The sequence below is a fragment of the Campylobacter sp. P091 genome (assembly GCF_002138935.1).
Taxonomy (GTDB): Bacteria; Campylobacterota; Campylobacteria; order Campylobacterales; family Campylobacteraceae; genus Campylobacter; species Campylobacter devanensis.
The window spans coordinates 339,304-365,688 of sequence record NZ_MJKZ01000001.1; the positions used below are offsets into that span (position 1 = coordinate 339,304).

Annotated in this window: 25 protein-coding genes; 15 read left to right on the forward strand and 10 right to left on the reverse strand. The window is 33.8% G+C overall.

Translation table 11 applies throughout. The features are described from left to right. Position 1: 1 nt before the first annotated feature. A complete protein-coding gene (locus CIGNP91_RS01710) occupies positions 2-1,852 on the reverse strand; it encodes an ATP-binding protein (protein ID WP_086253186.1) in 1,851 nt (616 codons plus the stop codon). Beyond that, complete coding sequence (locus tag CIGNP91_RS01715) at positions 1,852-3,066, reverse strand: DNA methyltransferase (RefSeq protein ID WP_086253187.1); 1,215 nt, start codon at positions 3,064-3,066, stop codon at positions 1,852-1,854. The genes CIGNP91_RS01710 and CIGNP91_RS01715 overlap by 1 nt, the downstream gene beginning before the upstream one ends. A 183-nt stretch (positions 3,067-3,249) precedes the next feature. Here CIGNP91_RS01715 and CIGNP91_RS01720 point away from each other — a divergent pair, with 183 nt between their 5' ends. Continuing rightward, positions 3,250-4,392: an NAD(P)-dependent alcohol dehydrogenase gene (locus tag CIGNP91_RS01720; RefSeq protein ID WP_086253188.1), complete on the forward strand. Its 1,143-nt coding sequence runs from the start codon at positions 3,250-3,252 to the stop codon at positions 4,390-4,392. 51 nt (positions 4,393-4,443) lie between these two features. Then, a complete protein-coding gene (locus CIGNP91_RS01725; protein WP_086253189.1) occupies positions 4,444-5,019 on the forward strand; it encodes an NAD(P)H-dependent oxidoreductase in 576 nt (191 codons plus the stop codon). A gap of 201 nt (positions 5,020-5,220) precedes the next feature. Here CIGNP91_RS01725 and CIGNP91_RS01730 read toward each other — a convergent pair whose 3' ends face one another. Genes CIGNP91_RS01730 through dnaG form a run of 3 tightly spaced genes read right to left on the reverse strand, consistent with a single transcriptional unit; the run spans position 5,221 to position 8,688 of the window. Continuing rightward, the gene (locus tag CIGNP91_RS01730; RefSeq protein ID WP_236848357.1) at positions 5,221-6,087 is read right to left on the reverse strand and encodes a radical SAM/SPASM domain-containing protein; all 867 of its coding nucleotides are present in this window, start codon (positions 6,085-6,087) and stop codon (positions 5,221-5,223) included. Then, on the reverse strand, positions 6,062-7,045 hold the full coding sequence (locus CIGNP91_RS01735; RefSeq protein WP_086253190.1) for an ATP-binding protein: 984 nt from the start codon (positions 7,043-7,045) through the stop codon (positions 6,062-6,064). Before CIGNP91_RS01735 ends, CIGNP91_RS01730 begins: the two co-directional genes overlap by 26 nt. After that, positions 7,042-8,688, reverse strand: a complete 1,647-nt coding sequence (gene dnaG / locus CIGNP91_RS01740; RefSeq protein ID WP_086253191.1) for a DNA primase — start codon at positions 8,686-8,688, stop codon at positions 7,042-7,044. Before dnaG ends, CIGNP91_RS01735 begins: the two co-directional genes overlap by 4 nt. Before the next feature lie 60 nt (positions 8,689-8,748). Here dnaG and CIGNP91_RS01745 point away from each other — a divergent pair, with 60 nt between their 5' ends. The 9 genes from CIGNP91_RS01745 to CIGNP91_RS01785 all read left to right on the forward strand — a co-directional run bounded on the left by CIGNP91_RS01745 (position 8,749) and on the right by CIGNP91_RS01785 (position 16,095). Continuing rightward, the gene (locus CIGNP91_RS01745) at positions 8,749-9,756 is read left to right on the forward strand and encodes a tetratricopeptide repeat protein (RefSeq protein ID WP_086253192.1); all 1,008 of its coding nucleotides are present in this window, start codon (positions 8,749-8,751) and stop codon (positions 9,754-9,756) included. Continuing rightward, a complete protein-coding gene (gene rnhA / locus CIGNP91_RS01750) occupies positions 9,734-10,159 on the forward strand; it encodes a ribonuclease HI (RefSeq protein ID WP_086233486.1) in 426 nt (141 codons plus the stop codon). The genes CIGNP91_RS01745 and rnhA overlap by 23 nt, the downstream gene beginning before the upstream one ends. 11 nt (positions 10,160-10,170) lie before the next feature. Then, complete coding sequence (rnc, locus tag CIGNP91_RS01755) at positions 10,171-10,848, forward strand: ribonuclease III (protein ID WP_086226076.1); 678 nt, start codon at positions 10,171-10,173, stop codon at positions 10,846-10,848. 3 nt (positions 10,849-10,851) lie between these two features. Continuing rightward, complete coding sequence (aroC, locus tag CIGNP91_RS01760; protein ID WP_086253193.1) at positions 10,852-11,922, forward strand: chorismate synthase; 1,071 nt, start codon at positions 10,852-10,854, stop codon at positions 11,920-11,922. A 25-nt stretch (positions 11,923-11,947) separates the two neighbouring features. Continuing rightward, positions 11,948-13,066 carry an N-acetyl sugar amidotransferase gene (locus tag CIGNP91_RS01765; RefSeq protein ID WP_086253194.1) on the forward strand — a complete coding sequence of 373 codons (1,119 nt, stop codon included), beginning with the start codon at positions 11,948-11,950 and terminating at the stop codon, positions 13,064-13,066. 52 nt (positions 13,067-13,118) lie between these two features. Next, positions 13,119-13,736 carry a UPF0323 family lipoprotein gene (locus tag CIGNP91_RS01770; protein ID WP_086253195.1) on the forward strand — a complete coding sequence of 206 codons (618 nt, stop codon included), beginning with the start codon at positions 13,119-13,121 and terminating at the stop codon, positions 13,734-13,736. Between the two features lie 50 nt (positions 13,737-13,786). Next, a complete protein-coding gene (locus CIGNP91_RS01775) occupies positions 13,787-14,083 on the forward strand; it encodes a hypothetical protein (protein ID WP_086228375.1) in 297 nt (98 codons plus the stop codon). A gap of 187 nt (positions 14,084-14,270) precedes the next feature. After that, positions 14,271-15,488, forward strand: a complete 1,218-nt coding sequence (locus tag CIGNP91_RS01780; RefSeq protein ID WP_086226080.1) for a major outer membrane protein — start codon at positions 14,271-14,273, stop codon at positions 15,486-15,488. Positions 15,489-15,798: 310 nt separating this feature from the next. After that, positions 15,799-16,095 carry a hypothetical protein gene (locus CIGNP91_RS01785; protein WP_086253196.1) on the forward strand — a complete coding sequence of 99 codons (297 nt, stop codon included), beginning with the start codon at positions 15,799-15,801 and terminating at the stop codon, positions 16,093-16,095. A gap of 75 nt (positions 16,096-16,170) precedes the next feature. Here CIGNP91_RS01785 and CIGNP91_RS01790 read toward each other — a convergent pair whose 3' ends face one another. From CIGNP91_RS01790 to CIGNP91_RS01800, 3 genes are read right to left on the reverse strand one after another with little or no spacing between them, the layout of a single operon-like run. Further along, positions 16,171-17,265, reverse strand: a complete 1,095-nt coding sequence (locus CIGNP91_RS01790; RefSeq protein WP_180383195.1) for a cytochrome b/b6 domain-containing protein — start codon at positions 17,263-17,265, stop codon at positions 16,171-16,173. Next, positions 17,258-17,755: a diheme cytochrome c gene (locus CIGNP91_RS01795; RefSeq protein ID WP_086253198.1), complete on the reverse strand. Its 498-nt coding sequence runs from the start codon at positions 17,753-17,755 to the stop codon at positions 17,258-17,260. Before CIGNP91_RS01795 ends, CIGNP91_RS01790 begins: the two co-directional genes overlap by 8 nt. Positions 17,756-17,765: 10 nt before the next feature. Continuing rightward, on the reverse strand, positions 17,766-18,179 hold the full coding sequence (locus tag CIGNP91_RS01800) for a DUF1924 domain-containing protein (RefSeq protein WP_086253199.1): 414 nt from the start codon (positions 18,177-18,179) through the stop codon (positions 17,766-17,768). A gap of 319 nt (positions 18,180-18,498) precedes the next feature. Between CIGNP91_RS01800 and CIGNP91_RS01805 the strand changes: the two genes are divergently transcribed. From CIGNP91_RS01805 to CIGNP91_RS01820, 4 genes are all read left to right on the forward strand, one after another. Next, complete coding sequence (locus CIGNP91_RS01805; protein ID WP_086253200.1) at positions 18,499-19,890, forward strand: cation:dicarboxylate symporter family transporter; 1,392 nt, start codon at positions 18,499-18,501, stop codon at positions 19,888-19,890. A 225-nt stretch (positions 19,891-20,115) separates the two neighbouring features. Next, positions 20,116-21,291 carry a glutathionylspermidine synthase family protein gene (locus tag CIGNP91_RS01810; RefSeq protein WP_086253201.1) on the forward strand — a complete coding sequence of 392 codons (1,176 nt, stop codon included), beginning with the start codon at positions 20,116-20,118 and terminating at the stop codon, positions 21,289-21,291. After that, on the forward strand, positions 21,288-21,833 hold the full coding sequence (locus CIGNP91_RS01815; protein WP_086226085.1) for a UbiX family flavin prenyltransferase: 546 nt from the start codon (positions 21,288-21,290) through the stop codon (positions 21,831-21,833). The genes CIGNP91_RS01810 and CIGNP91_RS01815 overlap by 4 nt, the downstream gene beginning before the upstream one ends. Next, the gene (locus CIGNP91_RS01820; protein ID WP_086253202.1) at positions 21,826-23,835 is read left to right on the forward strand and encodes a motility associated factor glycosyltransferase family protein; all 2,010 of its coding nucleotides are present in this window, start codon (positions 21,826-21,828) and stop codon (positions 23,833-23,835) included. The genes CIGNP91_RS01815 and CIGNP91_RS01820 overlap by 8 nt, the downstream gene beginning before the upstream one ends. Positions 23,836-23,919: 84 nt before the next feature. Here CIGNP91_RS01820 and glf read toward each other — a convergent pair whose 3' ends face one another. After that, complete coding sequence (gene glf / locus CIGNP91_RS01825; RefSeq protein ID WP_086253203.1) at positions 23,920-25,038, reverse strand: UDP-galactopyranose mutase; 1,119 nt, start codon at positions 25,036-25,038, stop codon at positions 23,920-23,922. Then, on the reverse strand, positions 25,035-26,294 hold the full coding sequence (locus CIGNP91_RS01830) for a glycosyltransferase family 4 protein (RefSeq protein WP_086253204.1): 1,260 nt from the start codon (positions 26,292-26,294) through the stop codon (positions 25,035-25,037). The genes glf and CIGNP91_RS01830 overlap by 4 nt, the downstream gene beginning before the upstream one ends. Positions 26,295-26,385: the final 91 nt, after the last annotated feature.

The window sequence follows — 26,385 nt, forward strand, 5'->3', positions numbered from 1 at the left end:
CCTATTTTTCAAATTTATTTATTTGTACAGGTATAATAAAATTATTAGAATAAGTTTTTACTCTAGCAAAACCTACATCGCTATTTCTCAAAATGTTATTTGAAAAATCTTCAAAATCGTAATAACTATTAAGTTTTTTAATTTCTTCTTTATTATTTAAATGTGATATAAACCAATTTTGTGTATTTTTTAAAATGCTAGGAGAAATTGAACTTACTTCTTGTGTAGAATAGCTTATGCCGATTTGTAATTTTGCTCCTTCTTTTGCTAAACGATTATATATATTTTTCAAATCTTTATCATCTTTTGGAAAAATATTATGAGCTTCCTCAAAATACATTTGTATATATTCTGGCTTTTCCCCATTTGTAAATTTATCCATAGAATGACTAAATATATAAGTACATAACTTATCTATATATTTTTGTTGTGTTTCTGTAGAAGCATTAGATAAATCTACCAAAACTATTTTACCTTCTCTTAATAAAGTATCTATCGTTCGCTTGTAGTCTTCTTTACCAAATTGTGAATGCAAATATTTATGTCTCATTAATGCTTTAAAACCGGAAGCATTTGTGCCTTTAAATACTTTAAACATAATATTCCAATCTTCATCTTTTTTGTATTTTTCGTCTATAGAATTTAAATCTACTTTATCAAAATATTTAATTGCTTCATCTATTGTTAAGCCACCACTATTTACAGACTGACCACCGGTAAATCCTGAAAAATATATTTTGTAATTACTAGGAACATCAAAATTTGCTTTTTTTAGTATACATTTATACAAAGCTCTTTTTCTTTGCTGATTCCTATATTCTGTTGAATTTCTATCTTCTATATCTTCAAATAATTTTACGTTAAAAAATGCTGAAAAATAATCTGCATTTTTAACACCCATAACCTCATCTGACAATAAGTTAAATGATTCTTCTAAGGTATCATCATTATAAAAATTGTATTGTATAATATTAACATCTTCATAATCATTTGCTTTTTTTAGCGAAGTAGTAAATCTTACAGCATTATTTGAAAATTTATCATATATACAACAATCATCTTGCTCATTTTTAAATGTATATTCACCATTTATATCAAAAATTATTTGCCCAATTTTTTCATTTCTTTGTTTATTTAATTTTTGTATTGCACTTATTATAATCTTTATAGTATTAGATTTTCCAGTTCTCGTCATACCAAAAAATGCTGTTCTTCTAGCTACTATATCATTAGTACGTAACAATACTTCTGGAGCATATAGACCATCTAAATCATAGGACTTACTAGATGAATATCTAAGTTCTCCAATAATTTCTGTTGCCTCATCATTATTTAATTTAGCATTTTCATTCACTATAATTTTTAATTGCTCTTTTTCTGGTTTATATACTTGATAATTATGCGGACTTAAGAAATTCTCAACATCAGTTCCAAAGACTAGTTTCTTATCTTTATCATAAGAAAAAGTTCCTAGTGTCCTACAACGCAATCCGCTAAACTGATAAAAGTTTTTAGTATATGGGTCAGGGTTAGCATTTTCCTCAATATTTTTTTGGGCTATAAATCCATCTGTCATGCTAGCAACTATTTCTTTTTTCTGTGGAATATCCGCTACATCTATTACTCTTAATAAAATTCCTTCTATATTTTTAGTATTTTCATTATCATAAATAGCCATTAGTAAAGATCCATGTGGAATTCCATGAACATTATTTTTTTGGTAATCATTTACCAAAACATTTGCTATTTCATAGTTTAAATCATATAGCTTACCTACAAAATTTTTATCCTGTTTAATGCTTTCAAAAAAACCTATTTTTACATTTTTATTGATTGAATCTACAATCGACATTATATCTCCTTTTTCAAAATTAATATTCTATCTATTTTAGTGGCTTTACCACTTTTCTTACCCCAAATTCTTGTAACTTTTTTAAGACATTTTTCCTCTATATTATCTGCTATTATATCTATATACTTTAATTTACAACCCCCATTATTTTCGATAAAATTCCAAGTATCATTAGCCAAATTTTGTTTTTCAACATCTCCTATTACAACAAAAGCATAGGAACCTAGCTTTAATATATCATACCAACTATTAAAAAGATTTTGCATGTAGATAGCATATTGTTTAAATGGCAAATTGTCTTTAATGCCCCTAATTTTTTGCGCTTGATGATAAATGCTTACATCTGTATCTACTTTTTTTACATCTTCATTTAAAAGCCAAAGTCTAATCCAATTATATTTTCCATAGTTTATATTTTTTAAATACGGAGGCGATGTCACTATAAGTTGAATGCTATTTTTGCCATATTTTTTTAAAATAGCATTACTACATTCTATAGCATCTTTATTAAAGCAATAACCTTTAGAATATTCATTCATCCTAGATTCATCATAATTTTTTATTCTAAAAAGTTTATTTACTCTATCTGCCAATAGATCAAAAACATTTTGCTTTATTTTTTGCAATCTATGTGTTTCAATAAATTTTTTTATGTAGTTTGGTGACATGCTAAAAGTGTTTGGCATATCAATACTGCAATAAATAGATGTTCCATCTTTTCTATGTTTTCCATGCATTATTCCAGTCAAAACTGCCAGTATAAAATTATCAACTTTTCTATGTCTATTTAAGGTATTTTTCAAAAAAAATAATTGAGGCAATGTGGTTGTTTCCTCATAAAGCATCTTTATGTCTTCAGCAATAAGATTTACTGAATTAATATAATATTCTTCTTGCTCATAATAAAGATTCTTTAATAAGCTTATTCTTTTTAATATATTAGAAATTTTTGGTAAATTAATTTTGCTTTTTGTAAGGCAAAATGCTAATGGATTTAAATCATTCCCAATACCAATTCTTCCGTTCCTACAAGCCTCAAAAGGAGTTGTTCCTCTGCCAGAAAATGGATCTAAAATTAAATCACCTATTTGTGAAAAATTATTTATTAAATAATTTGGAATATTAGGCGGAAACATTGCTAAATAAGCTGTCATACCGTGTAAATATGAAAAATTGTTATAAGAATAATTTTTATAATTTAAAATATCTTTCATATTTCTACTTTCAAAATAAAAATAGCCAATTTTTATAAATAAACTCTTTATTGTAAACTATTTTTTCTTATTGAATGCTTAACGCTAAAAATAATGAAATTCTACTAAAATTTTTCAAAATCTCTTGACTTACACTTGGTGTAATGTTTTATAATTTTTCATATCTTTTTAAAGGAGCAAAAAATGAATGAAATAAAAAACAAAGAGCGCAGGGAATTCCTAGCAAAAGCAGCCGTTGCTGGCGTAGCAATCGGTGCTGGTACAAATCTTTTTGGCGCAGTATCTAAGCCAAATATCGCTTGTAAAGGTTGGGCGGCTTTTGATGAGAGTGGTAAGCTAAGGCCATGGAGATTTGAGCGTAGAGCTGTTGGTGATGATGATATCTTAATAGAAGTGATGGCTGCTAGTATCTGCCATAGTGATATACACACAGAACTAGGGCATTGGGGTAAGCAAATTTATCCACAAGTACCCGGTCATGAGATAGTAGGTCTCGTGCGTGAAGTGGGTAAAAATGTCAAAAACTTCAAAATCGGTGATAGAGCTGGTGTGGGCTGTATGGTGGATAACACTGATATCGCTACGGCTGGGAGCGAGGAGCAATACAGCCCAAATACGATTTTTACCTACGGGTATCCATATCCTAAAGAGCCTACTGGCATAAGTCAAGGCGGATATAGCGATTATTTTGTGGTAAATTCGCATTTTGCTATCCATATCCCAAATGAGCTTAGCTGGGATGAGGCAGCCCCGCTAATGTGCGCTGGAATCACCACCTACTCGCCTATAATGAAATATATGAAAAAAGGTGATAATGTAGCGATCATCGGTATCGGCGGCCTAGGGCATCTTGGGATTAAAATTGCTATTGCTAAGGGTGCGAAGGTAACGGCATTTACAACTACTAAGAGTAAAATAAAAGATATAGAGAGCTGGAGCGCAAAAGCCGTGCTAGTAAAAAATAGCGATGATTTAGCTCCGTTTAGGGCTAAATTTGATTTTGCGCTTAGCACTATTCCTTATGAATTTGAGATGGAGCCATATATTGCGATGGTTAAGCCTTTTGGTAGTTTCACTCTAGTTGGTATGCCTATAAATTTCAGTCAAAAAACCCAAACCTTAAATCTAGCTAGTACAAAAGTAAATTTAAATGCTAGTTTAATTGGCGGTATGAAAGAGACTGCGGAGATGACTGAATTTTGCGCTAAAGCTGGAGTTCGCCCAAATATAGTAAAAATCACTGGCGAGCAGATAAATCAGGCTTGGCGTGATGTAGTAGCAAAAAGAGCTAGATATCGCTTCGTGATCGATCCAAAGAGCTTTTAGGCTTTTTTAAATTAGCGAAATTTTGCTAAAATTCCGCAAAAAGGAGTAAAAATGAAAGTTCTAATTTTAGATGGTGGTAAAAATTTTGGTAGTAGCGGTGGCAAGCTAAGCACCTTGCTTTGCGATATAGCAAGCGAAGAGCTAAAAGCCAAAGGATGCGAAGTTCTACGCACAAGAATAGATGATGGCTACGACATAGAAACTGAGACAAAAAAGGTGCTGGGCGCAGATGCTATAATCTGGCAATATCCTGGCTGGTGGATGAGTGAGCCTTGGATAGTAAAAAAATACCTTGATGAAGTTTTCATGGCAGCAGCAGCAAGCCTGCTAAAAAGCGATGGCAGGCACGCAAGCGACCCTGAGCACGGATATGGCACAGGCGGACTTGCTGTAAATAAAAAATACATGATAAGCACCACTTGGAATGCGCCAATTACTGCCTTTAATGACAAAAATGAGTTTTTTGAAGGGCGTGGGTGCGATGGCGTAACCTTTGCTATGCATAAGGCAATGGAGTTTTGCGGCATGAAGGCGCTACCTAGCTTTATTTGTAATGATGTGGTAAAAAATCCAAAAGTAGATGAGTATGTAAATGCATATAGAGCGCATATAAGAGCGAATTTTTAGTGAATTTATATAGATTTTATAGATTAAATTTGCTAGGTTTAAAAAGGTTAGAGGGCTGAAATTTAAGGCTCTCTGGCTTAAAATTACTTTAAAAAGCTAAATTTTAACGGTTAATTTAAATTTTGCTTAAATAATTTGAATTTTATCTTGGATGAGGATGAGTTTGCTAGGATTTGAAAATTTCAAAACAATAAGCGATATTTAGTCCAAAGTCGCCTTATATTCACATTTTTGGCATAGATTTTCTATCGCTTTTCCCTGTTTAAATCCATCTATTATAGCCTTAGCTTTGGGGGAATTTACTATCTCATTTAGGCTATTTTGGCCGATATTGCCTAAGTTTATCCTAGCGTTAGCATCTACGCAACAAGGCACCACGATTCCGCTACTTTTAATGCCGATTTGCGAGATTAGGCCGTGGCAATATTTACTTGTATTTTGCGAGTTTGGCTCTCTCCACTCAAAATACTCTTTAAAAACCAAAAATATCTTATAAGCTAGGCGAACTCTACTCTCATTACAACCGATTTTCACCCCAAAAAACTGCTCAAATTTAGCCTTAATCATCTCAAATTTAGGCTCATTTATCATATGTTTTTGGATTCTAAAATTGATAAAAATCTCACTTTTTATCTCTTGAGTAAATTGACAAAAAGCTAGCAAATCATCTATATAATCTTGGTTAAATTTAGCATTTTTATCCACAAAGGCACTTAGAGAAAATGAAATTTGATGAGCCTTGCTAAGTACGCTAAAATCATGCTTTTTAAGGTATTTGCCCGTTGTAACTAGATCTATTTTAAAGCCCTTATCATAAGCTAAGCTTAGATATTGATTTAGATTTAAATTCGCTAGCGGATCGCCTAAAAGATGAAGGCAAATCGCCCTTGTCTTGCCCATTATCTGTGACAAAATCCGCTCATAAAGCCCCAAATCCATAGAGCCAAATTTAGCTAAATTTACAGATGGGCAAAAGCTACACTCGCACCCACAAACATCGCTAATTTCTATATAAACTTTTTGAAATTTACCCACGCCAATCCTAGATAAAATATTTTGCAGCTTCACTCTTATCGCATTTTGTAGCTTCTATAATCTTATCACCTATTTTGGCTTTATACACTACATTTGGTTCGCTTTTGCAATAACTAATTGCTAATTTTGCAGCCAAAGCTCTATCTAAATCACTTGCATTTTTATCTATAAAACTATGCGCTCCTATAATTCCATCATAATTTATACTATCCATCTTTTGAAGTTTTAAAGTCTCAAGCTTTTCATTATCATTTTGATCCCTGCCAATTATCATTTTAGCGCCATCTGGTAGCCTTAAATGCCTGCCATATCTTAGGCTTTGAAGGTCATCTTCGCTCATATTTTTATCATATTTGATAAAATCTCTAATTCTATTACTAAAGCCCTCCATCGTATATGGACAGCCTCCACCAGGGCTTTCAAACTCATCAAATCCAAACTCTTTAGCCAAATTTAGCTGAGCGTTTCTACCACGACCATTTAATCCTAGCAATTTTTCTCTATCTACCCAGCCTTCACGCTCTGGCATTGTCGGCTTTAAAAGCTTAGCGCATAATGGTCTAAGCACTATATCATCTTTATCATCGGCTAGATTTTTGACATGTACCATCGCATCATTTCGCTGACTCATCGGCCTTTGGCCTACGACTTCTCCACTAATTACAAAACTAGCATTATAATCATCAAGCATAGAAATAGCCGTTCTAAACATAAATCCATGGCAATCAATACATGGATTAAACTGCTTCCCATATCCAAATTTGGGATTAAATAGCACATCTTGAAGATATTTGCTACGCACATTTACACTCTCAAATGTAGCCCCTGCCATCGCTGCTCTTTTGGCTAGAGTTTCATTTTTAACTGGGTCTGAGCCAAATCCTATATCTATATTTAAAGCATGAACCTCAATACCTTGCATTGTAATTAATTTTATAGCTAGCATACTATCAAGTCCGCCGCTAAATAGCGCTAAACACTTTCTTTTCATCTTTTTCCTTTTAAAATTAATATTCTTTTTTTACACTCGATAATCTCTTCGATACTAAGCCCGCCACTCTTTAAAAGCCCTTCATAATACCTAATAGCAAGTGGTCTAATAGCATTATGAAGCTCATTTACACTTTTATACTCTTCTAAATTTTGGCTTAACTCTAGCTCTCTTATATGCTCATTATTTTGGCTTTGTGAGCCTGTAACTGCTCTATATGTAGCCTTATCTTTAAAAATTTCAACCCCATAATACTGCTCTACAATCTGACAATACTCAGGATTTTTAAGCATATTTTTTAAAATTGATAGCTCTGCTATATCCTTTTTTTCTATAACTGGAAGATTTTGAATTTGAGTATTTGTTTGAGTTTTTGCTAATTTTGAATTATCTCTTCTTTTTGTAGTCTTACTTAGTCTAAATGAGCCCGGATCGATCCTTAAAAGTGTAGATACTAAAGGCACATACGCATCAGCTACAATTGGATTTAAACCAAAGCTAAACTCTTGAATAGCTTTTAGTGATTTTGCTATCTCTATTGGGGTTTTGGGATTTAAATTTTTTACAAGTTGAGTTATATAAAACTCCCCAAGCTCCACACCGCCACTTAGCATATCTCTTAGCTCCATATCTTTGCCACTTGCTACTAGTTCGGCTGGATCCTTGCCACCACTAATTAATACTACCTTACCATCTATTTGATGCTCCATAAGTAGCCTTGCACTCTTAAAGGCTGCATTAATTCCGGCACTATCACTATCAAAACTTAGAGTTACTTTGATATCTCCACGCTGTATTAAAGGTATATGCTTTTGAGTTAGAGCCGTGCCAAGGACTGCTACGGCATTATTTATCCCAGCAGCATGTAGCATGATACAATCCATATAGCCTTCACAAATCACCATTGATTGAGATCTATATATCTCGCTTTTAGCCTTGTCATATCCGTAAAATATCTTAGATTTATCAAAAATTTGACTTTGTGGGCTATTGATATATTTAGCCGGATTATCGCTAATGGTGCGACCGCCAAAGCCTACTAAACGCCCAAGATGATTATATATAGGGAATGTTATGCGATTGATAAAACTAGCGTAATATCCATTTTCATTCTCTTTTATAGCGCCTACTTCTAAGGCCTCTTTTGGCTCTATGCCTTCATTTTGAAGTAAATTTAGAGTATTTTGCGAAGATGCCGCCCAGCCAAGCTCCCATTTTTCTATGATAGAATCAGTGATGGAGCGACTTTTTAGATAGTTTAGAGCTTCAGGATTTTTATACAAAAGCGTCTTATAATGCAAATTTAAATTCTCTAAAATTTTCTTATCTATCTTTGATTCATTTTTGCTGCTTGTATATTCTAATGCGACATTATATATGCTTGCTAATTTTTCAATAGCTTCAACATATCCTAATTTCTCATACTCCATTACAAACTTAATCGCATCGCCACCAGCTTTACAAGAAAAACAGTGATATATCCCTTTGCTAGGACTTATAGACATTGATGGGTGCTTATCATTGTGAAAGGGACAGACACATACAAAATTTGCACCAGATTTTTTAAGCGGTATATAACTGCCTACAACATCAGCAATATCAACTATATTTTTTAAATTTTCTATACTATTTTTAGATATCATAAGCGAGATTATACATTGATTTAGCTATAATCGCCATTAAATTTAGCAAGGTAGTTTGGTTTGGACTTTTTTTTCATTGAGTATAGAGATCCTATTTTTGGACTTATTGTGCTTTTTAGCATGCTTCTTTTGGTGGCTATTTTTAGCTATTTTTGGGGAGTTTTTTCGCTTAAAGATCAAAAAAATAGCATAGATAAATTTGTCAATAAATTTCAATCTCAAAGCAATCTAGACCAAAAATATCAAGATATGCTAATTCGCCTTGATATTGATTCAGGTTCACTTAATGCACTTGCTGGAATTTTTGCTAGAAGCGGAGAGTTTAATAAAGCTATAGCCATTTATCTAATCGCCCTTCAAAAAGCAATCACAAAATCTCAAAAAGAGTTAATATTTTTAAATTTAGGCAAGGCCTATTTAAAAGCTGGATTTATGCAGCGCTCTATAGAAGTATTTTTAGAAGCTATTAAGATTAGTCCTAAAAATATTGATGCGCTTAGTCACCTTGGGCTTGGATTTGAAAAGCTTAGATTGCACGATAAGAGCCTAGAAGTGCTTGATGCATTACAAGAACAAGGCGTAGATGTCGCCCAAGAGATTGCCTATACAAAGGCGTTAAAGCTTAAAAATAGCCAAATGGAATTTGAACAAAAAGTTGCTAAAATGGCTAAATTTGCTAATGATTTTAAGCTAGTTAGTCGTATGATTTTAGAGCTTTTTATCATAAATGGCAAGGATGTAAATTTAATCAATATAAAGCTAGATTTAGCTCACTGCCTAGATATTTTGTATCTAAATGATGGAGTTTTAGATGGTGATGAGTATAAAGAACTTTATAGCGCTAAGGGGTTAAATAACGCTCAAATAACTGATTTTAATCTAAATCTTTTAAAGGTTGCTAGGGATAATAACCTTAATGCTACTTTAAGTTTTAACTATATCTGTAAGGAGTGTAAAGGCTCATATCCTCTATTTTTTTATCGGTGTAATCACTGTGCTAGGCTAGGAAGTTGCGCTATTATCCCAAATGTTATAAAGGAGAGCGATGAAAATAGTATCTCTTTTTAGCGATGGTAGTTGCTTAAATAACCCTGGAAATGGCGGCTGGGCCTATATCTTAGAGTATGAAAAATATACCAAAAATGATAGCGGAGCCATCAAAGATACCACAAATAACCAAATGGAGCTTTTGGCCATCATCAATGGCTTAAAAGCCCTAAAAGAGCCTTGTATTGTCAATCTCTACACCGATAGTAGTTACGCTGCAAATGGGATTAACTCTTGGCTAGATGGATGGAAAAAAAAGAGCTTTAAAAATGTCAAAAATATAGAGCTTTGGCAAGAGATAGATAGATTAACTCAAATTCACAAAGTCAAAGCCCACTGGATCAAAGCCCACGCCGGCCATCCACAAAATGAGTTATGCGACAAACTAGCAAAAGATGCAGCGATGAAGCTTACAAAGGATTAAAAAGGATTATTATGGATAAATTAACAGAGATTCAAAAGCTTTTAAAATATAAATTTAAAAATATAAATTTGCTCAAAGAGGCCATAACTCACAAAAGCATCAAAAGCTCTATTAATAACGAACGGCTTGAGTTTTTAGGTGATGCGGTGCTAGACTTGATAGTAGGTGAGTATCTATATCACAAATTTAAAGGCAAAAAAGAGGGCGACCTAAGCAAATTAAGAGCCTCACTAGTCAATGAAGATAGCCTTGCTAAGATAGCCAAAGAGCTAAGACTTGGCGAGTTTTTGTATCTTTCAACCGCCGAAGAAAATAACGGCGGCAGAGAGAAACAAAGCCTAATAAGCGATGCTTTAGAAGCTTTGATGGGGGCTATATATTTAGAGAGTGGATTAGAAAAAGTGAAGAGCATATTTATAGCTTTATTAGAAGCAAATTTCCCCGATATTAGCTTAAATCTAACTAAAGATTACAAAACAACTCTTCAAGAGCTCACTCAAGCCAAGATAGGCTTAGCACCAAAATATGAGCTAATAAGCTCAAGTGGGCCAGATCATAAAAAGAGCTTTGAAATGGCGGTGATATTAGAGGGCAAAGAGATCGCAAGAGCCATAGGAAATAGCAAAAAATCAGCCGAGCAGGCTTGCGCTTTAAAGGCTTTAGAGATACTAAATTCAATGAAAGGATAGCTATTGAATACATTTGGGACTAAATTTAGATTAAGCACATTTGGCGAAAGTCACGGCGTAGCTATAGGTGGGGTTATAGATGGAATTCCAGCCGGTATTAAAGTCGATATGAGCTTTATCCAAAGTGAGCTTGATAGGCGTCGCCCCGGTGGCAAATACGCCACTTCAAGAAAAGAGAGTGATAAGATAGAGATTTTAAGTGGAATTTATGATGGTTTTACCACCGGTTGCCCTATTGGCTTTATAGTGGCTAATACCTCTCAACACTCCAAAGATTATGATAATATCAAAGATCTATTTCGCCCAGGACATGCTGATTATACATATTTTGCTAAATTTGGGATTAGAGATCATAGGGGTGGTGGTAGAAGTAGCGCTAGAGAGAGTGTAGCAAGGGTTGCTGGTGGGGCATTTGCGGGGTTGTTACTAGCCGAATTTGGCATAAGCGTACAAAGTTGCGTAAGGCAAATTGGCGATATAAAAGCTGATAAAATCGACTTTGAATTTGCGAATTCTAGTGAGATTTTTTGGGCTGATGAATCCACAGAAGAGAGCGCTAAAGAGCTAATACTAAATACCAAAAACTCAAATGATAGCCTTGGGGCTAGTGTTTTAACTATCATCAAAAACGCCCCCGCTGGACTAGGCGAAGTGCTATATAATAAGCTTGATGCCGCTTTAGCTAGTGCTATGATGGGGATAAATGGAGTAAAGGGTGTAGAGATAGGAGATGGGATAAGCGTGGCTAATATGCTTGGAAGTCAAAATAATGATTATATGGATAAAAGTGGCTTTATAACCAATCATTGTGGCGGGATTTTAGGCGGTATTAGCAATGGAAGTGATATTGTGATTAAGAGCTATTTTAAGCCAACGCCGAGCATTTTTAAGGCTCAACCAACTCTAAATTTAAATGGTGATGAGACGATATGCCAGCTGCGTGGCAGACATGATCCATGTATTGGAGTGCGTGGGAGCGTGGTAGCTACGGCAATGGCAAGGCTAGTTATAGCTGATATGTTGCTTTTAAACGCAACTTCAAATTTAAATAATTTAAAAAGGATATATAGATGAATGGAGATTTTAGGGGGGGGGGGTAATGCGATATTGTGATTTTTGCGTTATGCCTGATAGCAGACCGGGGATTAAATTTACTACCTTAGATGATGGAAGAGTTAAATGTAGTGCGTGTATAAATCACGAAAATAAGAAAAATATCGATTACAAATCTAGATTTAAAGAGCTTGAAGCTTTATGCGATAAGCACAGAGGCCGAAATGGCAAAAATGACTATGACTGCGCCATCGCCGTAAGTGGCGGTAAGGATAGCCACTTTCAAGTCCATATAATGAAAGAGGTTTTAGGGATGAATCCGGTGCTTTTTAGCGTTGAGGATAACTTCACAATGACAAAAGCTGGTAAGAATAATTTAAGAAATTTAAGTGAAGAATTTGGTTGTCATATAATATCTCTAAAACCAAATATCAAAACCCAAAAAGCCCTAATGCTCTACACATTTGAAAAATACGGCAAACCAACATGGTATATAGATCGCCTTATATATAGTTATCCATTTGCCATGGCGGCGAAATTTAATACTCCGCTTTTGGTATATGGCGAAAATGTGAGCTACGAGTATGGTGGTAGCGACGCAGTAGAGACTCCAAGTGCTAAAGATATATTTTTAAATGGCGTAGCAAGCGATATTGATTTAAGTGGCGTAGATATAGACCTTAAAGATCTACAATTATTCTATGACCCAAATAGCTCAAATTTAGATATAGATAGCCTTGAACCTATATATCTAAGCTATTTTATCAAGTGGAATTCATACTCTAATTATATCTTTGCTAAGAGCAGAGGCTTTAGCGATTTAAAGAGCGAATGGGATAGAACTCACACTATAGAATCTTTCGATCAAGTAGATAGCGTAGCATATATTGTCCATGCCTGGATGAAATATCCTAAATTTGGTCACGCCATGGCTACTGACTACGCTGCTAGGCTAGTTAGATATGGACTGATGAGTAGAGATAAAGCAATCGAGCTAGTCAAAGAGAGAGACCATGCACTAGACCCTAGATGCGTGGAGGATTTTTGTAATTTTATAGGCATTAGCAAATCCAAATTTTGGCAAATTATAGAAAAACACTATAACAAAGATATATTTGCTAAAAATGAATTTGGCGAGTATAAACTAAAATATGAGATAAGTTAAATTTGAATTTAATCTATATTTTTATAATTTCACTTTAATTTAAAGGGTAAAGATGAAACATATCAAAAGATTAAAAGATATAAGCATAGCTAGTGGCGTGGGCGCTATAATAGCATTTGGTTTAGCAGGATGCGGCGAGTCTAATAGCACAAACACAGCCCAAACTATCCAAAAACAAGGCGCAACCGTATTTATAGAAAAAACAAGCGATGGAAGCTATAAAATAGCAGATGAATTCCCAAGTAATGATACAAGAGTATTTTTGCGTGAAAGCGATGCTAATGGCGTAATGAGTGAAAGATTATTAAGCCAAGCTGAAATAGACAAACTTCTTCAAGAAGAAAACGCCAAAATAGACGCCGGCACAAGCGGTCTGACAAACTCAAATTTAAGTAGCGGAAATGGTGGCTTAGGTCTAGGTGAAGCGATCCTAGCTAGCGCAGCAGGTGCGATCATAGGTAGTTGGATCGGCTCAAAACTCTTTAATAACCCAGCCTACCAAAACTCACGCCAAGGCGCATACAACAACCCAAGCGCATACAACAGAAGTGTAAATAGCTTTAACAAAGCCTCCACCGCAACTTCTGCTACAAAAGCCGGTAGCAACGCTAGAAGCGGATTTTTCGGTGGTGGAAGCGGAAGTGGCTCAACCCAAGCTACTGGCGGTTGATATTTTGGTCTAAAATTTGCTTGTGCAAATTCACAATACAAGGCTAGAATATGACAATAGACAATGAGCTAACCACAAAATTAATAAAAATAGCCACAAATCAAGCCAAATTTGATGAAAGTGGCAAATTTGATGAAATTTTACAAAATTTAGAAGGGATAAAAAACAACTCTAGCGATATAAACTCAGCCATCTCAAATGCCACCAAAGAGGCAAATAATGACGCCAAACTCTTTGCTACATTTGACTTTATGCAAGCGATGAATCAGCTATTATATGGAAATTTAGATGATAATGAGCGATCAAAACTACTAGCTAAGATGGAAAAAATCGCAAAAAGCGTTTAATATAGCCCAAATTTACCGCTAATAAGCAAAGAAATTTAGTGATTTTGCCGCTATTGATTTAAGCTAATCACTTATAAAGATTGCTAAATTTTGGTAAATAATAGATAATAATTTATCAAATTTTTAGTAAATATTAAATGATAAATTGTTACAATTTATAAATTTATATTTAAATATGGAGATAAAAATGAAATTAGTCAAACTAAGCTTATTTGCTATTATAAGCGTAGCTACCATCTCAAGCGTATCAAACGCTAAGACGCTTGAAGAGACTATTAAAAATATAGATATATCAGGGTATTCAAGATATAGGTATGATATCTATGATAGTGAATATGATATTCTTGATATTAATAGGCATAGATTTACATCTGAAATAAATGTTCAATCTGCTTTAGATGATAACTTCTTTGGCGTTATCGGCTTTAGATATGATAGCGGTGATAACTCTGGCCAAAATTATAACGCTGCTACCCAGGTAGGGACAAAGGATACAGGCTTTAGCTATGATAATTATGGTCAAACATTCAATGTTCGCCAATTCTATCTAGGATACAAAGCTGGCAACACTACTATCACAGCTGGTCGCCAAGTGCTAGGCACATTCTTTACTGATGATATGGTAGGTACTGGTATTAAAGTGCTTAATAACGATATTAACGGGCTTACTTTAACTGGTATGGCATTTGATAACCTTCAAAATGATAGTGATATTCTAACAAATTATTTTTTAATCGGCAAGAAAAACTACAAGCAACCAGAATATGTAACCGATAGAAATCTCTATAGTGTAGCTGCTATTGGCTCATATGATCTAGTTAGCTTCCAACTATGGTATGCTGCTATTGATAGCGTAGCTCAACTATATGCTACTGATTTACTAATAGGAACAAATATAGCTGATATAGACCTAAGCTTGCAAGCTCAATATGCCACTTCAAGTATGTGGGCAGAAAATTTTGGTTTAAAAGGGGTGCCTTTAGATGATGCTAAATTTGCAGCTATAGAAGCTGGCGCTAAAGCTTTTGGCTTTGATGCGAATGCTGGTTATGTATGGTTTGATACAGATAAAGTGTCGTTAATCTCATTTGAAGACCAAGGTAGTTTTATAGACGCTGGTGAAGATATACTAGAATACTCTTTCATAACTGGCGAAGGTAAACATTGGTTTTTAAAAGCTGGCTATACATTTGCTAACAAAGTAAGAGTAGGTGCTGATTATGTATCTGGCGAAGTAACACACAAACTAAACAACTCAACTACCAATAAGTATGAAACCGTAGCTAGAGTGGATTATAAATATAGCAAAAAGCTAAATTTTAAAGCTTGGTATTCATATATTAATAGAGACTCAGATCCAGGAGATTATAAACATTTAAGATTTGAGGCTAGATATAATTTTTAATTTTATAGCAAAGCCCCACATGCACAAAACCAGCGAATGCGACCCATTTAGGGTGGTTTCCTTGAGTTGGTGACCCATATTTCTTACTTCGCAGCTGAGCTAAGCCCAGCTTTGCGACAAAATTTTCACAATAGGCGTTTTATCTTATAGATGAAACGACGGCGAAAATTTTGAGTACGCACGGACTTAACAACCTTTCAAAACTCTAATAAGTGTAAAAATAAATTTGTTTTACTTCTTAGTCAAGCTAATTAATGGTGAAATTTGATCTAAAATTTGCTTGTGCAAATTCACAATACAAGGCTAGAATATGACAATAGGCAATGAGCTAACCACAAAATTAATAAAAATAGCCACAAATCAAGCCAAATTTGATGAAAGTGGCAAATTTAATGAAATTTTACAAAATTTAGAAGGGATAAAAAACAACTCTAGCGATATAAACTCAGCCATCTCAAATGCCACCAAAGAGGCAAATAATGACGCCAAACTCTTTGCTACATTTGACTTTATGCAAGCGATGAATCAGCTATTATATGGAAATTTAGATGATAATGAGCGATCAAAACTACTAGTTAAGATGAAAAAAATCGCCCAAAGTGTTTAATAGTTTAAAATCTATTTTCTAAATTTATCACTATCAGATGAACAAAGCGGCGATTTATAGCATTAAATTAAAAAATTATCTTATCTTTTCATACTCAATCACACTAATTATCCCATTTTCGATCCCCTTATGACAAGCTGCGCAATTTGCTTTGGATTTGATATCGCTCTTTGAAAAGATTTTTTCATCTATTTTTCTATGCTTTTTTATCCAATATGGATTTTGAGTGATGGCGATATTTTGGTCGTTTTGAGCATATTTTAGTATATTAAATGCTGTTTTATTGCCTTTTTGTTCAGCCGAATTGGATCTTAGGAAATTTAATATCTCTTTGTTTGTCTCTTCATCTACACTAGCATCATCACCAAAGTGATCTTCTAAATTTGCCATCATAATCTCCCACGATTTTTTAGGCAACAAAAATGGCGCATAGATCATATGGCAGCTACCGCACTCTTTGGCAAATACGGCATTTTGCGCGCTATAATCTACTTTTAAAGCGTGAGATTTTAAGATAAAATTATCTTTATTAAAGATATATAAAAATATTGCGATAATAGCCAAAATCCAGACAAAACAAAATATTTTTTGAGCTAAATTTGCCCTTATGCTCTCATCATTTTGAGTGAGCTTATAGCCTGTTATCATGGAATTTACAGAATCATTTTTGTGTATAAACTTATCTATCAAAGCCCCACAAATATGGATAATCGCTACAAACAAAAGTGTATTTGCTGATAATTCGTGGATGGATTTTGCAAATTCAAATTTCGCATAACTATCGTATAAAAAAGCGAAAATTCCACTATTTTTATCTAGGCCATAAAGCACCAATCCAGATACCACACAGACAAATCCAAGGGCCAATATAATGATAATTGCTATACTTGAAGCGGGATTATGACCGATAAATCTCTCTTTTTTACCCAAAAATGAGCCAAAATAGCCAATTAATCCTTGGAATTTAAAATCGCTAAATTTAGAATATTTTGTCCCTACAAATCCCCAAACTATCCTAAATACGATCGCCACACCAAATATCACGCCAAAAGCAGCGTGAAAATACACCAAATCATCAAATTCGCTAAACACATAAGCAAGAGCAAAGCTAAGTATCAAAGCAAGATGAGAAAATCTCGCCGCAAAACTCCAAATATAGCTTTTAATCACGCCAAACCCCATAATTTGGTATATTCACGCTATCATCACCATAAATGCCTTGATCGGCCTTTTTGTGACAGGCTGTGCAGTTAGATAGAGTTTTGACCTCTTTTTGCGTTATCATCCATTTTTCTATCTTTCTATGCTTTTTGATATGATATGGAATTTCAGTTATTGACTTGTATAAAACGCCGTTTTCTAGGGATTTTGTGATTTTCGCACTTCTTTTATAGTTCATCGCATTTTGGCTAGCATTTGCCAAAAGATAGCTAAGAATGCTTTTATTTGCTTCATCATCAATGCTCGCATCGCTCCCATAGTGGTTTTCTAAATTTTGCATTATAAACTCCCACGACTGGGTCGGTAAAAGTCCAGGCTGATAGCCGTAATGACAGGTGGCACACTCTTTTTTATATAGCTCATTATCAACCGGCCTTACATCTGGCCCCTTTGCTTCTAAGCTTAAAATCGCTATAAATACAAATAGTAAAAATCTCATTTTTTATCCTTTATTGTTTGATTAGATAGTATAAGACATCGCCCTTTTCTATGGCGGTTCCCTCTCTTAAATAGACATCTTTGAAATTTCTTTTTAGCCATTTTTTCACCTCTTTGACATCGCTTAGCCTAGATGGATTAACACTTGGCGAGAGAGGTGGGATAATTTTGTTAGTGAATATATTGGTAGCTTCTTTTTTGAGGTCATTGCCATGGCAACTTTGGCAAGAAAGCTCTTGAGAATTTTTGCCTATATGCTTGGTTGTGAAGATTTTCTCACCCCTTAAAGCATCAAAATCTTTAAAATTTGGATCTAGCTTTAGAGCCTCGGATTTTAACTCTGTTATATACTCACTCATAGGTGCATTAAACGAAGTAGCATTGAGCGCATAAGCATACAGACAAACTAGGGCTAATTTTTTCATAATTTCTCCTTAAAATAATAAGGAAATATTATAAATCTAAATTGTTTAGCAGTTGTTAAATTTAAATTTATTTTTATAAAATTAGCTAAAAAATATTTATAATATTGCTATTAAACTCATTTTTTGGTGATTTCATATGAAATTTCAGATTATACCACAGAGATTGGCCTATGGCTTTAAAGAATAGATAATAAATTATTTTGATTTGTAATGCGATATTGATTTTTACGATGATATAGTTATATCTGAAATTCACCTTGATTTCTTGCTAAATTTAAGTTTTATTGTGCTAGAATTTTCTATTTTTTAAGGTTTTAGTATGCTTGGAGTGTTTAAAAATCTTGTATTTTGGGTTGTTTTAGCAATAGTGCTTGGTATTTTCGTAGGTTATTTTTTTCCGCAAATTGGCATTGATAGTAAATTTGGAATTGACTATTTTATCATGATTTTAAAGTGGATGGTAGGGCCCATTATCTTTCTTACTATTATTGCTGGCATTGTGGGTTTAGAGAGCTTGAAAGACCTTGGAAGTATAGGTTTAAAGGGCTTTATATACTTTGAAGTAGTTAGCACGGTGGCTTTGGCTGTTGGTATTTTAGGTTCGCTATTATTAGAGCCTGGCGTAGGAATGCATTTAGATGCTAACTCCTTTGATCCTAGTAGCGTAGAGAAATTCTCTGGGGTCTCAAAAGATGTAGGCTCGATCTGGTCGATACTAGCAAACGCAGTGCCAAAAACTCCGCTTTTTGCCTATGATGATTTAAGTACGCTTAGCGGATTTGGCTTTGTTTTAGGTGTGTTTAAAAATGCCCTTTTAGCCCTAAGTATCGTTATCACCCCATTTATCAAAGCTAATACACTTCAAGTGCTTTTCATGGCTTTAATTTCAGCAATTGCGTTAAGCTTCGCACCAAAGAAAATTAAAGATTTTTTCATAAAACCTATTGAAAAAGCCCAACACTGGGTGCTAAAAATCCTTAGTATTTTTATGTGGCTTAGCCCTTTAGCGGCGTATTGTGCGATGGCCTATCTCATCGGTAAATTTGGGATTGAGAGTCTCATTGGTATGCTAAGTCTGCTTGGGACTATGCTAGTATCGTGTTTGATATTTATCTTTGTTGTGCTTGGCGTGATTTGCTACTTAGCTAAGGTAAATATATTTAAATTTATGCGCTTTATCGCAAAAGAAGTGCTAGTTGTCTTCGCTACTAGCTCAAGCGAAGTCGCCTTAGCTCCACTTATGAAAAAGCTAGAAAGTGCCGGAATTCACAAAGGCTGCGTCGGCGTAATCACCCCTTTTGGCTACTCTTTTAACCTAGATTGTACAAATATTTATCTATCATCTTGCGTTATATTTTTGGCTCAAGCTTTTGATATAGAGCTTAGTTTTTCACATTTGCTTAGTATTTTACTAATTTTGATGGTTACTAGTAAAGGCGCTGTGGGCGTAACGGGATCTGGATTTGTGGTGTTAGCCGGGACGCTTGGTTCTATGCATGATGTCATACCTGTGGTGACTGTGACGGTGCTACTTGGGGTTGATAAATTTATGAGTGAGATGCGTGCGGTGGGAAATCTCTGTGGCAACGCAGTCGCTTGTCTAATCGTAGGAATCTGGGATAAAAAAATTGATAGAAATAAGTTTAATTATGCTATAAATCACCCTGATGAGTTTGACTTTGAGAGACTTGAGATAAAAAAGAGAGCCTAAATTTAGCAAAATTAAATATTATTATCTAAATTCAGTAAAATTTATATAAAATTTAGATTTAATATAAAAATAAGTAAAATATTTGATTGTTGCTACAAATTACCACACTTTTCAAGCTCCTTACAATGATAAAAAACTATAGTAAAATCATTTATAAAATATAGCTCAAATTTAATTTATTAAAATATAATAAGCATTTAAAATCAATCTATTAAAAGGACAAAAGTGAAGCTTAAAAAAATTAAACCACTTGATAATGGATATTTAGAGAGTATCGGATTTGGCTGGCATACCGATCTTGATGGTAGCAGATATATATCTAATGAGCTAGTAAGCATAACCCAAGATGAAGCCGAGGCCTTTTATGAAGCGACAAATGAGCTATATGATATGTATGTAGCAGCTGCTGAGTATGTTATTAATAATGATCTATTCCATGAGCTTGGGATTCCATTTAATCTAGTTGATACTATTAAAGCTAGCTGGGAAAATGATGTTCATTGGCATATTTATGGCAGATTTGATTTAGCTGGCGGCATAGATGGTAAGCCTATTAAATTAATTGAATTTAACGCCGATACGCCTACGAGTCTTTTTGAAACAGCAATAATACAATGGGCAATGCTTAAATTTAACAATCTTGATGAAGCAGCTCAGTTTAATGATGTATACGAGGCTTTAGTAGAGAATTTCAAACGCCTTGTAACGCTTCAAGAAGATACTAGCACATTTGATGAATATTATGAAGGGTGGAAGATTCTCTTTAGCTCTATAGCTGGAAGTGTTGAAGATGAAAATACTACAAGATTGCTAGAATCTGCAGCTAGAGATGCTGGATTTGAGTGTGATTTTGCCTTTGTTGATGAAGTGAGCTTTGATGATGAAAATGGGATATTTTGGAATGAGCAAAACTGGGAGTATTGGTTTAAACTAATTCCATGGGAGATGATTGCTATTGATGAGAGCGACCTAGCACTAATCATAAAAAACATAATCAAAAACCAAAAGGCTATAATCTTAAATCCAGCCTATACTTTATTATTTCAAAGTAAAGGAATTATGAAAATTTTATGGGATTTATATCCTAATCATCCGCTACTTCTAGAATCAAGCTTTGAGCCATTAAAGGGTAAAAAACAGGTCAAAAAGCCATTTTTAGCCAGAGAGGGTGCAAATGTATCTATAATAAATAGCGATGGTAGCATAGAGATACAAAATGATGGAGAATATGCAAGTGGCAAATTTTTATATCAAGAATTTGCTGATTTTGCTAAAGATGAAAACGGCGATAGCTATCAAGCTGGAATGTTTTTTGCCTTTGAAGGGTGCGCTCTAGGCTTTAGAAAAGGTAAAGATATAATAGATAATTACTCTAAATTCGTAGGACATATAATAGAGTGAAGCTAATAGTAGCAATCAGCGGAGCCAGTGGCGCTCACCTTGGAATCAAATTAGCAAATAATGCAAATTCTCTAGGCGTAGATACTAGCCTAATTATAACTCAAAACGCTACACTATCTATGCAAAAAGAGAATTTAAGCCAAAAAATTGATAGCAAAATTCAAATTTATGATATAAATGATATTAGCGCAGCTCCAGCTAGCGGCTCAGCGATGTTTGATGCTATGATAGTTGCGCCTTGTTCTATAAATACTTTAGCTAAAATCAGCTGCGGTATTAGTGATAATCTTCTTTTAAGAGCAGCTGCAGTAATGCTAAAAGAGCGCAAAAATTTAGTCCTAGCTGTGCGTGAAACACCATTAAATGCTATATCATTACGCCAGATGGCTAAGCTTGCTAGTATTGGCGTTGGGATTGTTCCACCAATTTTAGGATATTACACTCAGCCTAGCAGCATTGATGAGGCTGAAAATTTCATAATAGCTAAATGGCTAGATAGCTTAAAAATAAAACACAATCTAATAAGGCGATGGAATGGATAATATATTTAATAAAAATTACAACCACCAAGTTGACCCAAATGCAGTTAAAGAGTTTCACCAAGCAATCGATAAAGATATAAGAGCAAATGGCGGAACAACACTATTTATAAATAATATAATTGCCCTTTGTCAGATAAATTTCAACCTAGCAAAGGCAGTTTATGACTTAAAAAGCAATAGTAAATTTGATGTATTTGCTGGTAAAAGTAGCTTAGATATCAATATAATCAACACTCACACTAAAGAGCCACTTTATAGCGGCTCGCCAGCATCTCATACTAACGATATGCTAAACAAATTTAAAAAAGAGTATTCTCTTTATCCATCGCTATTTTTCTATGGTCTTGGTAATGGCAACTTCTACAAAGCCCTACTAGAAAATAAAAACCATAAAAAGATTATAGTATTTGAACCTGAGATTGAGATATTTTTTATAGTACTTCATCTAAATGATTTTAGCAAAGATATGCGTGAGAATCGCTTTGTGCCACTTTGTACTAGCTACTTACATGAGTCATATCTACATATAATTTGTGGCTCAAAAGATGTTATTTATAATGTTCGAAGTTATGACTTTCATATCTATAATGATTACTATGCTAAAAATTATGAATCTAGCGCAAATGCTATAAATAAAAGCCTACTAAACACCCAGCTTTTAGATATCAAATCAGCCGGAAATTCAGCCGAAGATACCCTTATAGGGATGAGGCATGTCGTAGCAAATATGCCGCATTTTTATGCCAATTATAGCCTAAAAGATATTTTAAACCTAAATGCTAACCGCAATAAAACTGCCATCATAGTCTCTACTGGACCTAGTCTAACTAAGCAGCTTGAGCTTTTAAGAGAGGTTGCGCCATATGCTATTCTTATCGCTGCTGATGCTTCATATCCGATATTAAAGCTTAATAACCTTAGGCCAGATTTTGTTACTACAATGGAGAGAATTGTTGAAAGTGGTGAATTTTTTAATTCTAAAGCGAGTGAATTTGATAATGGTATAACCTTTGTAGCTAGTTCACTTATTCATCCAAATACCATCGGACTTTTAAAAGGTAGAAATGCAGTTTTTGCTCATAAGCCACTTAAATTTGAGTACGCCCTAGGCGAGGATAGTAAAAACTATATGTGTAAAGGTCCTAGTACAGCGCATTTTGCATTTGATTTGGCTATAGAACTAGGCTGTAAACAAATCATATTTATCGGGCAGGATTTAGCAATGGCAAGCGATGGCACCACACATGCTAAGGGAATGGTATTTGGCGAGACCTCACCTACTATCGCCTCTAAAGAGTATACACCAAATATCACAACCGTGCTAGGCTATGGCGGCAAAACGCAGGTAAAATCCACTAAAAACTGGGATCTTTTTAGAAACTATTTTGAAGCGATGATTGATGCTTTAAATGCCTATACAGATGTAAAAGTATATAATGCTACTGAGGGCGGCTCTAGGATTAAAGGAGCTATTGAGATGCCTTTTGGTGAGCTTGTAAGCCAATTAATAGGTGCTGGAGTTAAAAAAGAACTGATAAAACCAGAGCCTATTTCGCCTAAACTTAGCCAACAAAAACTAAGCGAACAAAGAGCAATAATAGAAAATTTCATCAAAGTTGGCAAGGATAGACAAGCATTAATTACTGAACTATTTAAGAAAATTAGCAAGCTAGTAGAGAGTGCCGATAGAGATTTAGCCGCTAACAAGGAGCCACGATATGCTAAATTTTATGAGTTAAAAGATAGAATCGAGCGACTAAAGGCGACACTACAGAGTGATAAAGTCTTTAATGATGTCTATATGTATACCGCATATAACTTTTGTATTCATCAAGAGTTAGAATTTATGGCGCTAATGGTAAAACCTGAAAATAATAAAGGCGAACGTGATAAGAAAATTTTTGAATATGTACGCCAGCATGGGTATTACTTTTTTAGCTTGGCTGGAATGGTAGAAACTACGATTGATACGATACAAAATGCATTAGATGGGTGGGAGTAAAACCATCAATCCCAACAACAAATACCGCCAATCCTTGATTGGCGGTGTAATAATGATTTTATAGCTCTGAAATAAGATATAAATCTATATTTTACCTGTACCGACTAAATCATCAAACAATTCAATAGCTCGTAAAATAGCTTTATCCATATCATAATACTTATAGTCACCCAAGCGACCTAAAAAATAAATATTTTTATTCAAATTTGCTTCTTTTAGGTATTTTTCATACAATATTCTATTTTCTTCTTTTGGTATAGGGTAGTATCTTTCATTTTTTCCAAGCTCAAAAGCCTCTGAATACTCTTTGGCAATTACTGTTTTATCGGTTTTATCTTGAAGATAGTGTTTGTATTCATGAATTCGTGTAAAATTATAGTTACAAGGATAATTAACAACCGAATTAGACTGATAAAATTCCCTCTCATACTCTTCTAACTCAAATTTTACACTACGATAAGACAGTTGTCCATATTTATAATCAAAATATTCATCAATCGACCCAGTATAAAAAATCCTATCAAATTTATTACTATTAATATCCTTAAAATCAGTATTTAATCTAATTTTAATATTTTTATGAAATAAAATATTTTCAATAAGCTTAGTATAGCCTTCTAGCGGAATACCTTGATATTTGTCTTGAAAATATCTATTATCCTTGCTTAAATACACAGGTACCCTTGCAGTCACAGCGCCATCAACATTGCTAGGCGAAACTCCCCATTGTTTTATAGTATAATGCAAGAAAACCTTTTCATAAATATAATTTGATAAATATTTTAAATCCTTATCATCTTGTTTTTGAAATTCTAATATTGGCACTTTTGTATTGTATTCAAATTTTTCTAAAAGCTTTTCTTCTAAACGCCTTGCCATTGTTTGTGGGAAAAGATCATAAAGAGTATTGAAATTAAAAGGTATGATAGTCTCTATACCATCGATTAGAGCTATCACTTTATGCATATATTGATTAAATTTACCAAATTGACAAACAAAATCCCAAGCTCTTTCATTCGAAGTATGAAAAATATGCGAACCATATTTATGTATCATAATCCCATTTTTATCTCTATAATCATATGAATTACCAGCAATATGGCATTTTTTGTCTATTACAACAACCTTTTCATTGAGTTTTGTAGCAATTAAATTTGCGATTACTGCCCCAGAAAATCCAGCTCCAACTACCAAATTTTTCATTGCTCGTACTCTTTTGTAAGATTAATTATAAGATTATTATAATTTTTTGCAAAGTGCTCTAAAGTGTAATTATTTTCATACGCAATCTTTGCGAGTTTTCTTTGTTGGTTTTTATACTCTTTAGAAGTATCGATAAAATTTTCTATTTTATTTATGCAATCATCTTGATTATCATAAAGCTCTATAGCTTGCGTGTCTTGATATACGGTTTTGTTTCCGCCAGTATTTGAAGCCAAAATAGGCACGCCAGACGATAAAGTTTCAATTAAAATTAAATCAAAATAAGTTTGTCTATTTGGCAAAATAAATAAATCTGTTATTTTTAGTAAATCTGCTGGATTTATTTTTCCTAATTCTATCCATCTAGGATGGTCAAGGGGTGATATTTCGCTTGTCTGCCCTCCCCCAATTACAAATGTTATATCATCTCTTTTAGCTAGTATTTTATCTGCTATGCTCTTTAATACATCATACCCTTTAATGGCGGTATGTCTGCCGATAAATGATATTATATATTTAGTTTTGATACCAAATTCTTCCCTTATATCTCTAATACTATTTTCAATATCTAACCTAGCGCAACATGTTCTAATAAACATTAATTTTTTACTCTTAGTTAATTCTTCGAAATAATCCAAACCTTTCAGATACGGCTCCATAGCCTCTTTACTAGGAAAAACCAAAACATCCGCTTGATTAAAAGCATCTTTTTCTATTTTTTGAAGCATAGCATAAATTTTATCGGCATTTTGATCTTGTTCCAATTTCGCAAGATGATACGCTTCTTCTGACATTGGCTCTGGAGAGTGAGACATTAGCATTAACTTTGCTTCTATTTTTCTATATTTTAAATAATTTTTAATAAAAATAGCATCCTTCACATGGTGACAAATAATTGTTTTAAACTGATATTTATCCAATTGCTTGATATATCCCCTATATTCTATCGCATCTATCTCTAAGTAATTAAATGATGCCTTTCGGATTAAAAAAGCAAATATTTTTTCTCTTAATTTTTTTCTATATTTTCTTATTGGAATGAATAATGAAAAAATCCTTGCAATGTTTTTTTGTATTTTATATTGATGCTTTTTAATAATAACATTATCCATTGAGATAAAGGCAATACTACTAGAAATATGGTATTGAGAAATACTTTCTTTTAGATTTGCTATATATCCAGAAGGTCCTCCGGCTCTAATATCCAAAACACCATTGAAAAAAACTATATTATCGACATTTTCCTTTTGTTTCATCGCATTTCCTAAGAATTATTTTGATTTTTAACCTTGCTAAACAGCTCCATCCACTGCTTCATCACCACCTCTTTGCTAAATTTATTTTTGA

Bases quoted from the DNA above. Each gene is read 5' to 3' on its own strand.
- CIGNP91_RS01780 (WP_086226080.1), top strand. From the start codon at position 14,271: ATGAAATTAGTCAAACTAAGCTTATTTGCTATTATAAGCGTAGCTACC.
- CIGNP91_RS01800 (WP_086253199.1), bottom strand. From the start codon at position 18,179: ATGAAAAAATTAGCCCTAGTTTGTCTGTATGCTTATGCGCTCAATGCT.
- CIGNP91_RS01775 (WP_086228375.1), top strand. From the start codon at position 13,787: ATGACAATAGACAATGAGCTAACCACAAAATTAATAAAAATAGCCACA.
- glf (WP_086253203.1), bottom strand. From the start codon at position 25,038: ATGAAAAATTTGGTAGTTGGAGCTGGATTTTCTGGGGCAGTAATCGCA.
- CIGNP91_RS01830 (WP_086253204.1), bottom strand. From the start codon at position 26,294: ATGAAACAAAAGGAAAATGTCGATAATATAGTTTTTTTCAATGGTGTT.
- CIGNP91_RS01785 (WP_086253196.1), top strand. From the start codon at position 15,799: ATGACAATAGGCAATGAGCTAACCACAAAATTAATAAAAATAGCCACA.
- CIGNP91_RS01735 (WP_086253190.1), bottom strand. From the start codon at position 7,045: ATGAAAAGAAAGTGTTTAGCGCTATTTAGCGGCGGACTTGATAGTATG.
- CIGNP91_RS01770 (WP_086253195.1), top strand. From the start codon at position 13,119: ATGAAACATATCAAAAGATTAAAAGATATAAGCATAGCTAGTGGCGTG.
- CIGNP91_RS01710 (WP_086253186.1), bottom strand. From the start codon at position 1,852: ATGTCGATTGTAGATTCAATCAATAAAAATGTAAAAATAGGTTTTTTT.
- CIGNP91_RS01765 (WP_086253194.1), top strand. From the start codon at position 11,948: ATGCGATATTGTGATTTTTGCGTTATGCCTGATAGCAGACCGGGGATT.
- rnc (WP_086226076.1), top strand. From the start codon at position 10,171: ATGGATAAATTAACAGAGATTCAAAAGCTTTTAAAATATAAATTTAAA.
- CIGNP91_RS01720 (WP_086253188.1), top strand. From the start codon at position 3,250: ATGAATGAAATAAAAAACAAAGAGCGCAGGGAATTCCTAGCAAAAGCA.
- CIGNP91_RS01805 (WP_086253200.1), top strand. From the start codon at position 18,499: ATGCTTGGAGTGTTTAAAAATCTTGTATTTTGGGTTGTTTTAGCAATA.
- CIGNP91_RS01820 (WP_086253202.1), top strand. From the start codon at position 21,826: ATGGATAATATATTTAATAAAAATTACAACCACCAAGTTGACCCAAAT.
- CIGNP91_RS01715 (WP_086253187.1), bottom strand. From the start codon at position 3,066: ATGAAAGATATTTTAAATTATAAAAATTATTCTTATAACAATTTTTCA.
- dnaG (WP_086253191.1), bottom strand. From the start codon at position 8,688: ATGATATCTAAAAATAGTATAGAAAATTTAAAAAATATAGTTGATATT.
- CIGNP91_RS01795 (WP_086253198.1), bottom strand. From the start codon at position 17,755: ATGAGATTTTTACTATTTGTATTTATAGCGATTTTAAGCTTAGAAGCA.
- rnhA (WP_086233486.1), top strand. From the start codon at position 9,734: ATGAAAATAGTATCTCTTTTTAGCGATGGTAGTTGCTTAAATAACCCT.
- CIGNP91_RS01725 (WP_086253189.1), top strand. From the start codon at position 4,444: ATGAAAGTTCTAATTTTAGATGGTGGTAAAAATTTTGGTAGTAGCGGT.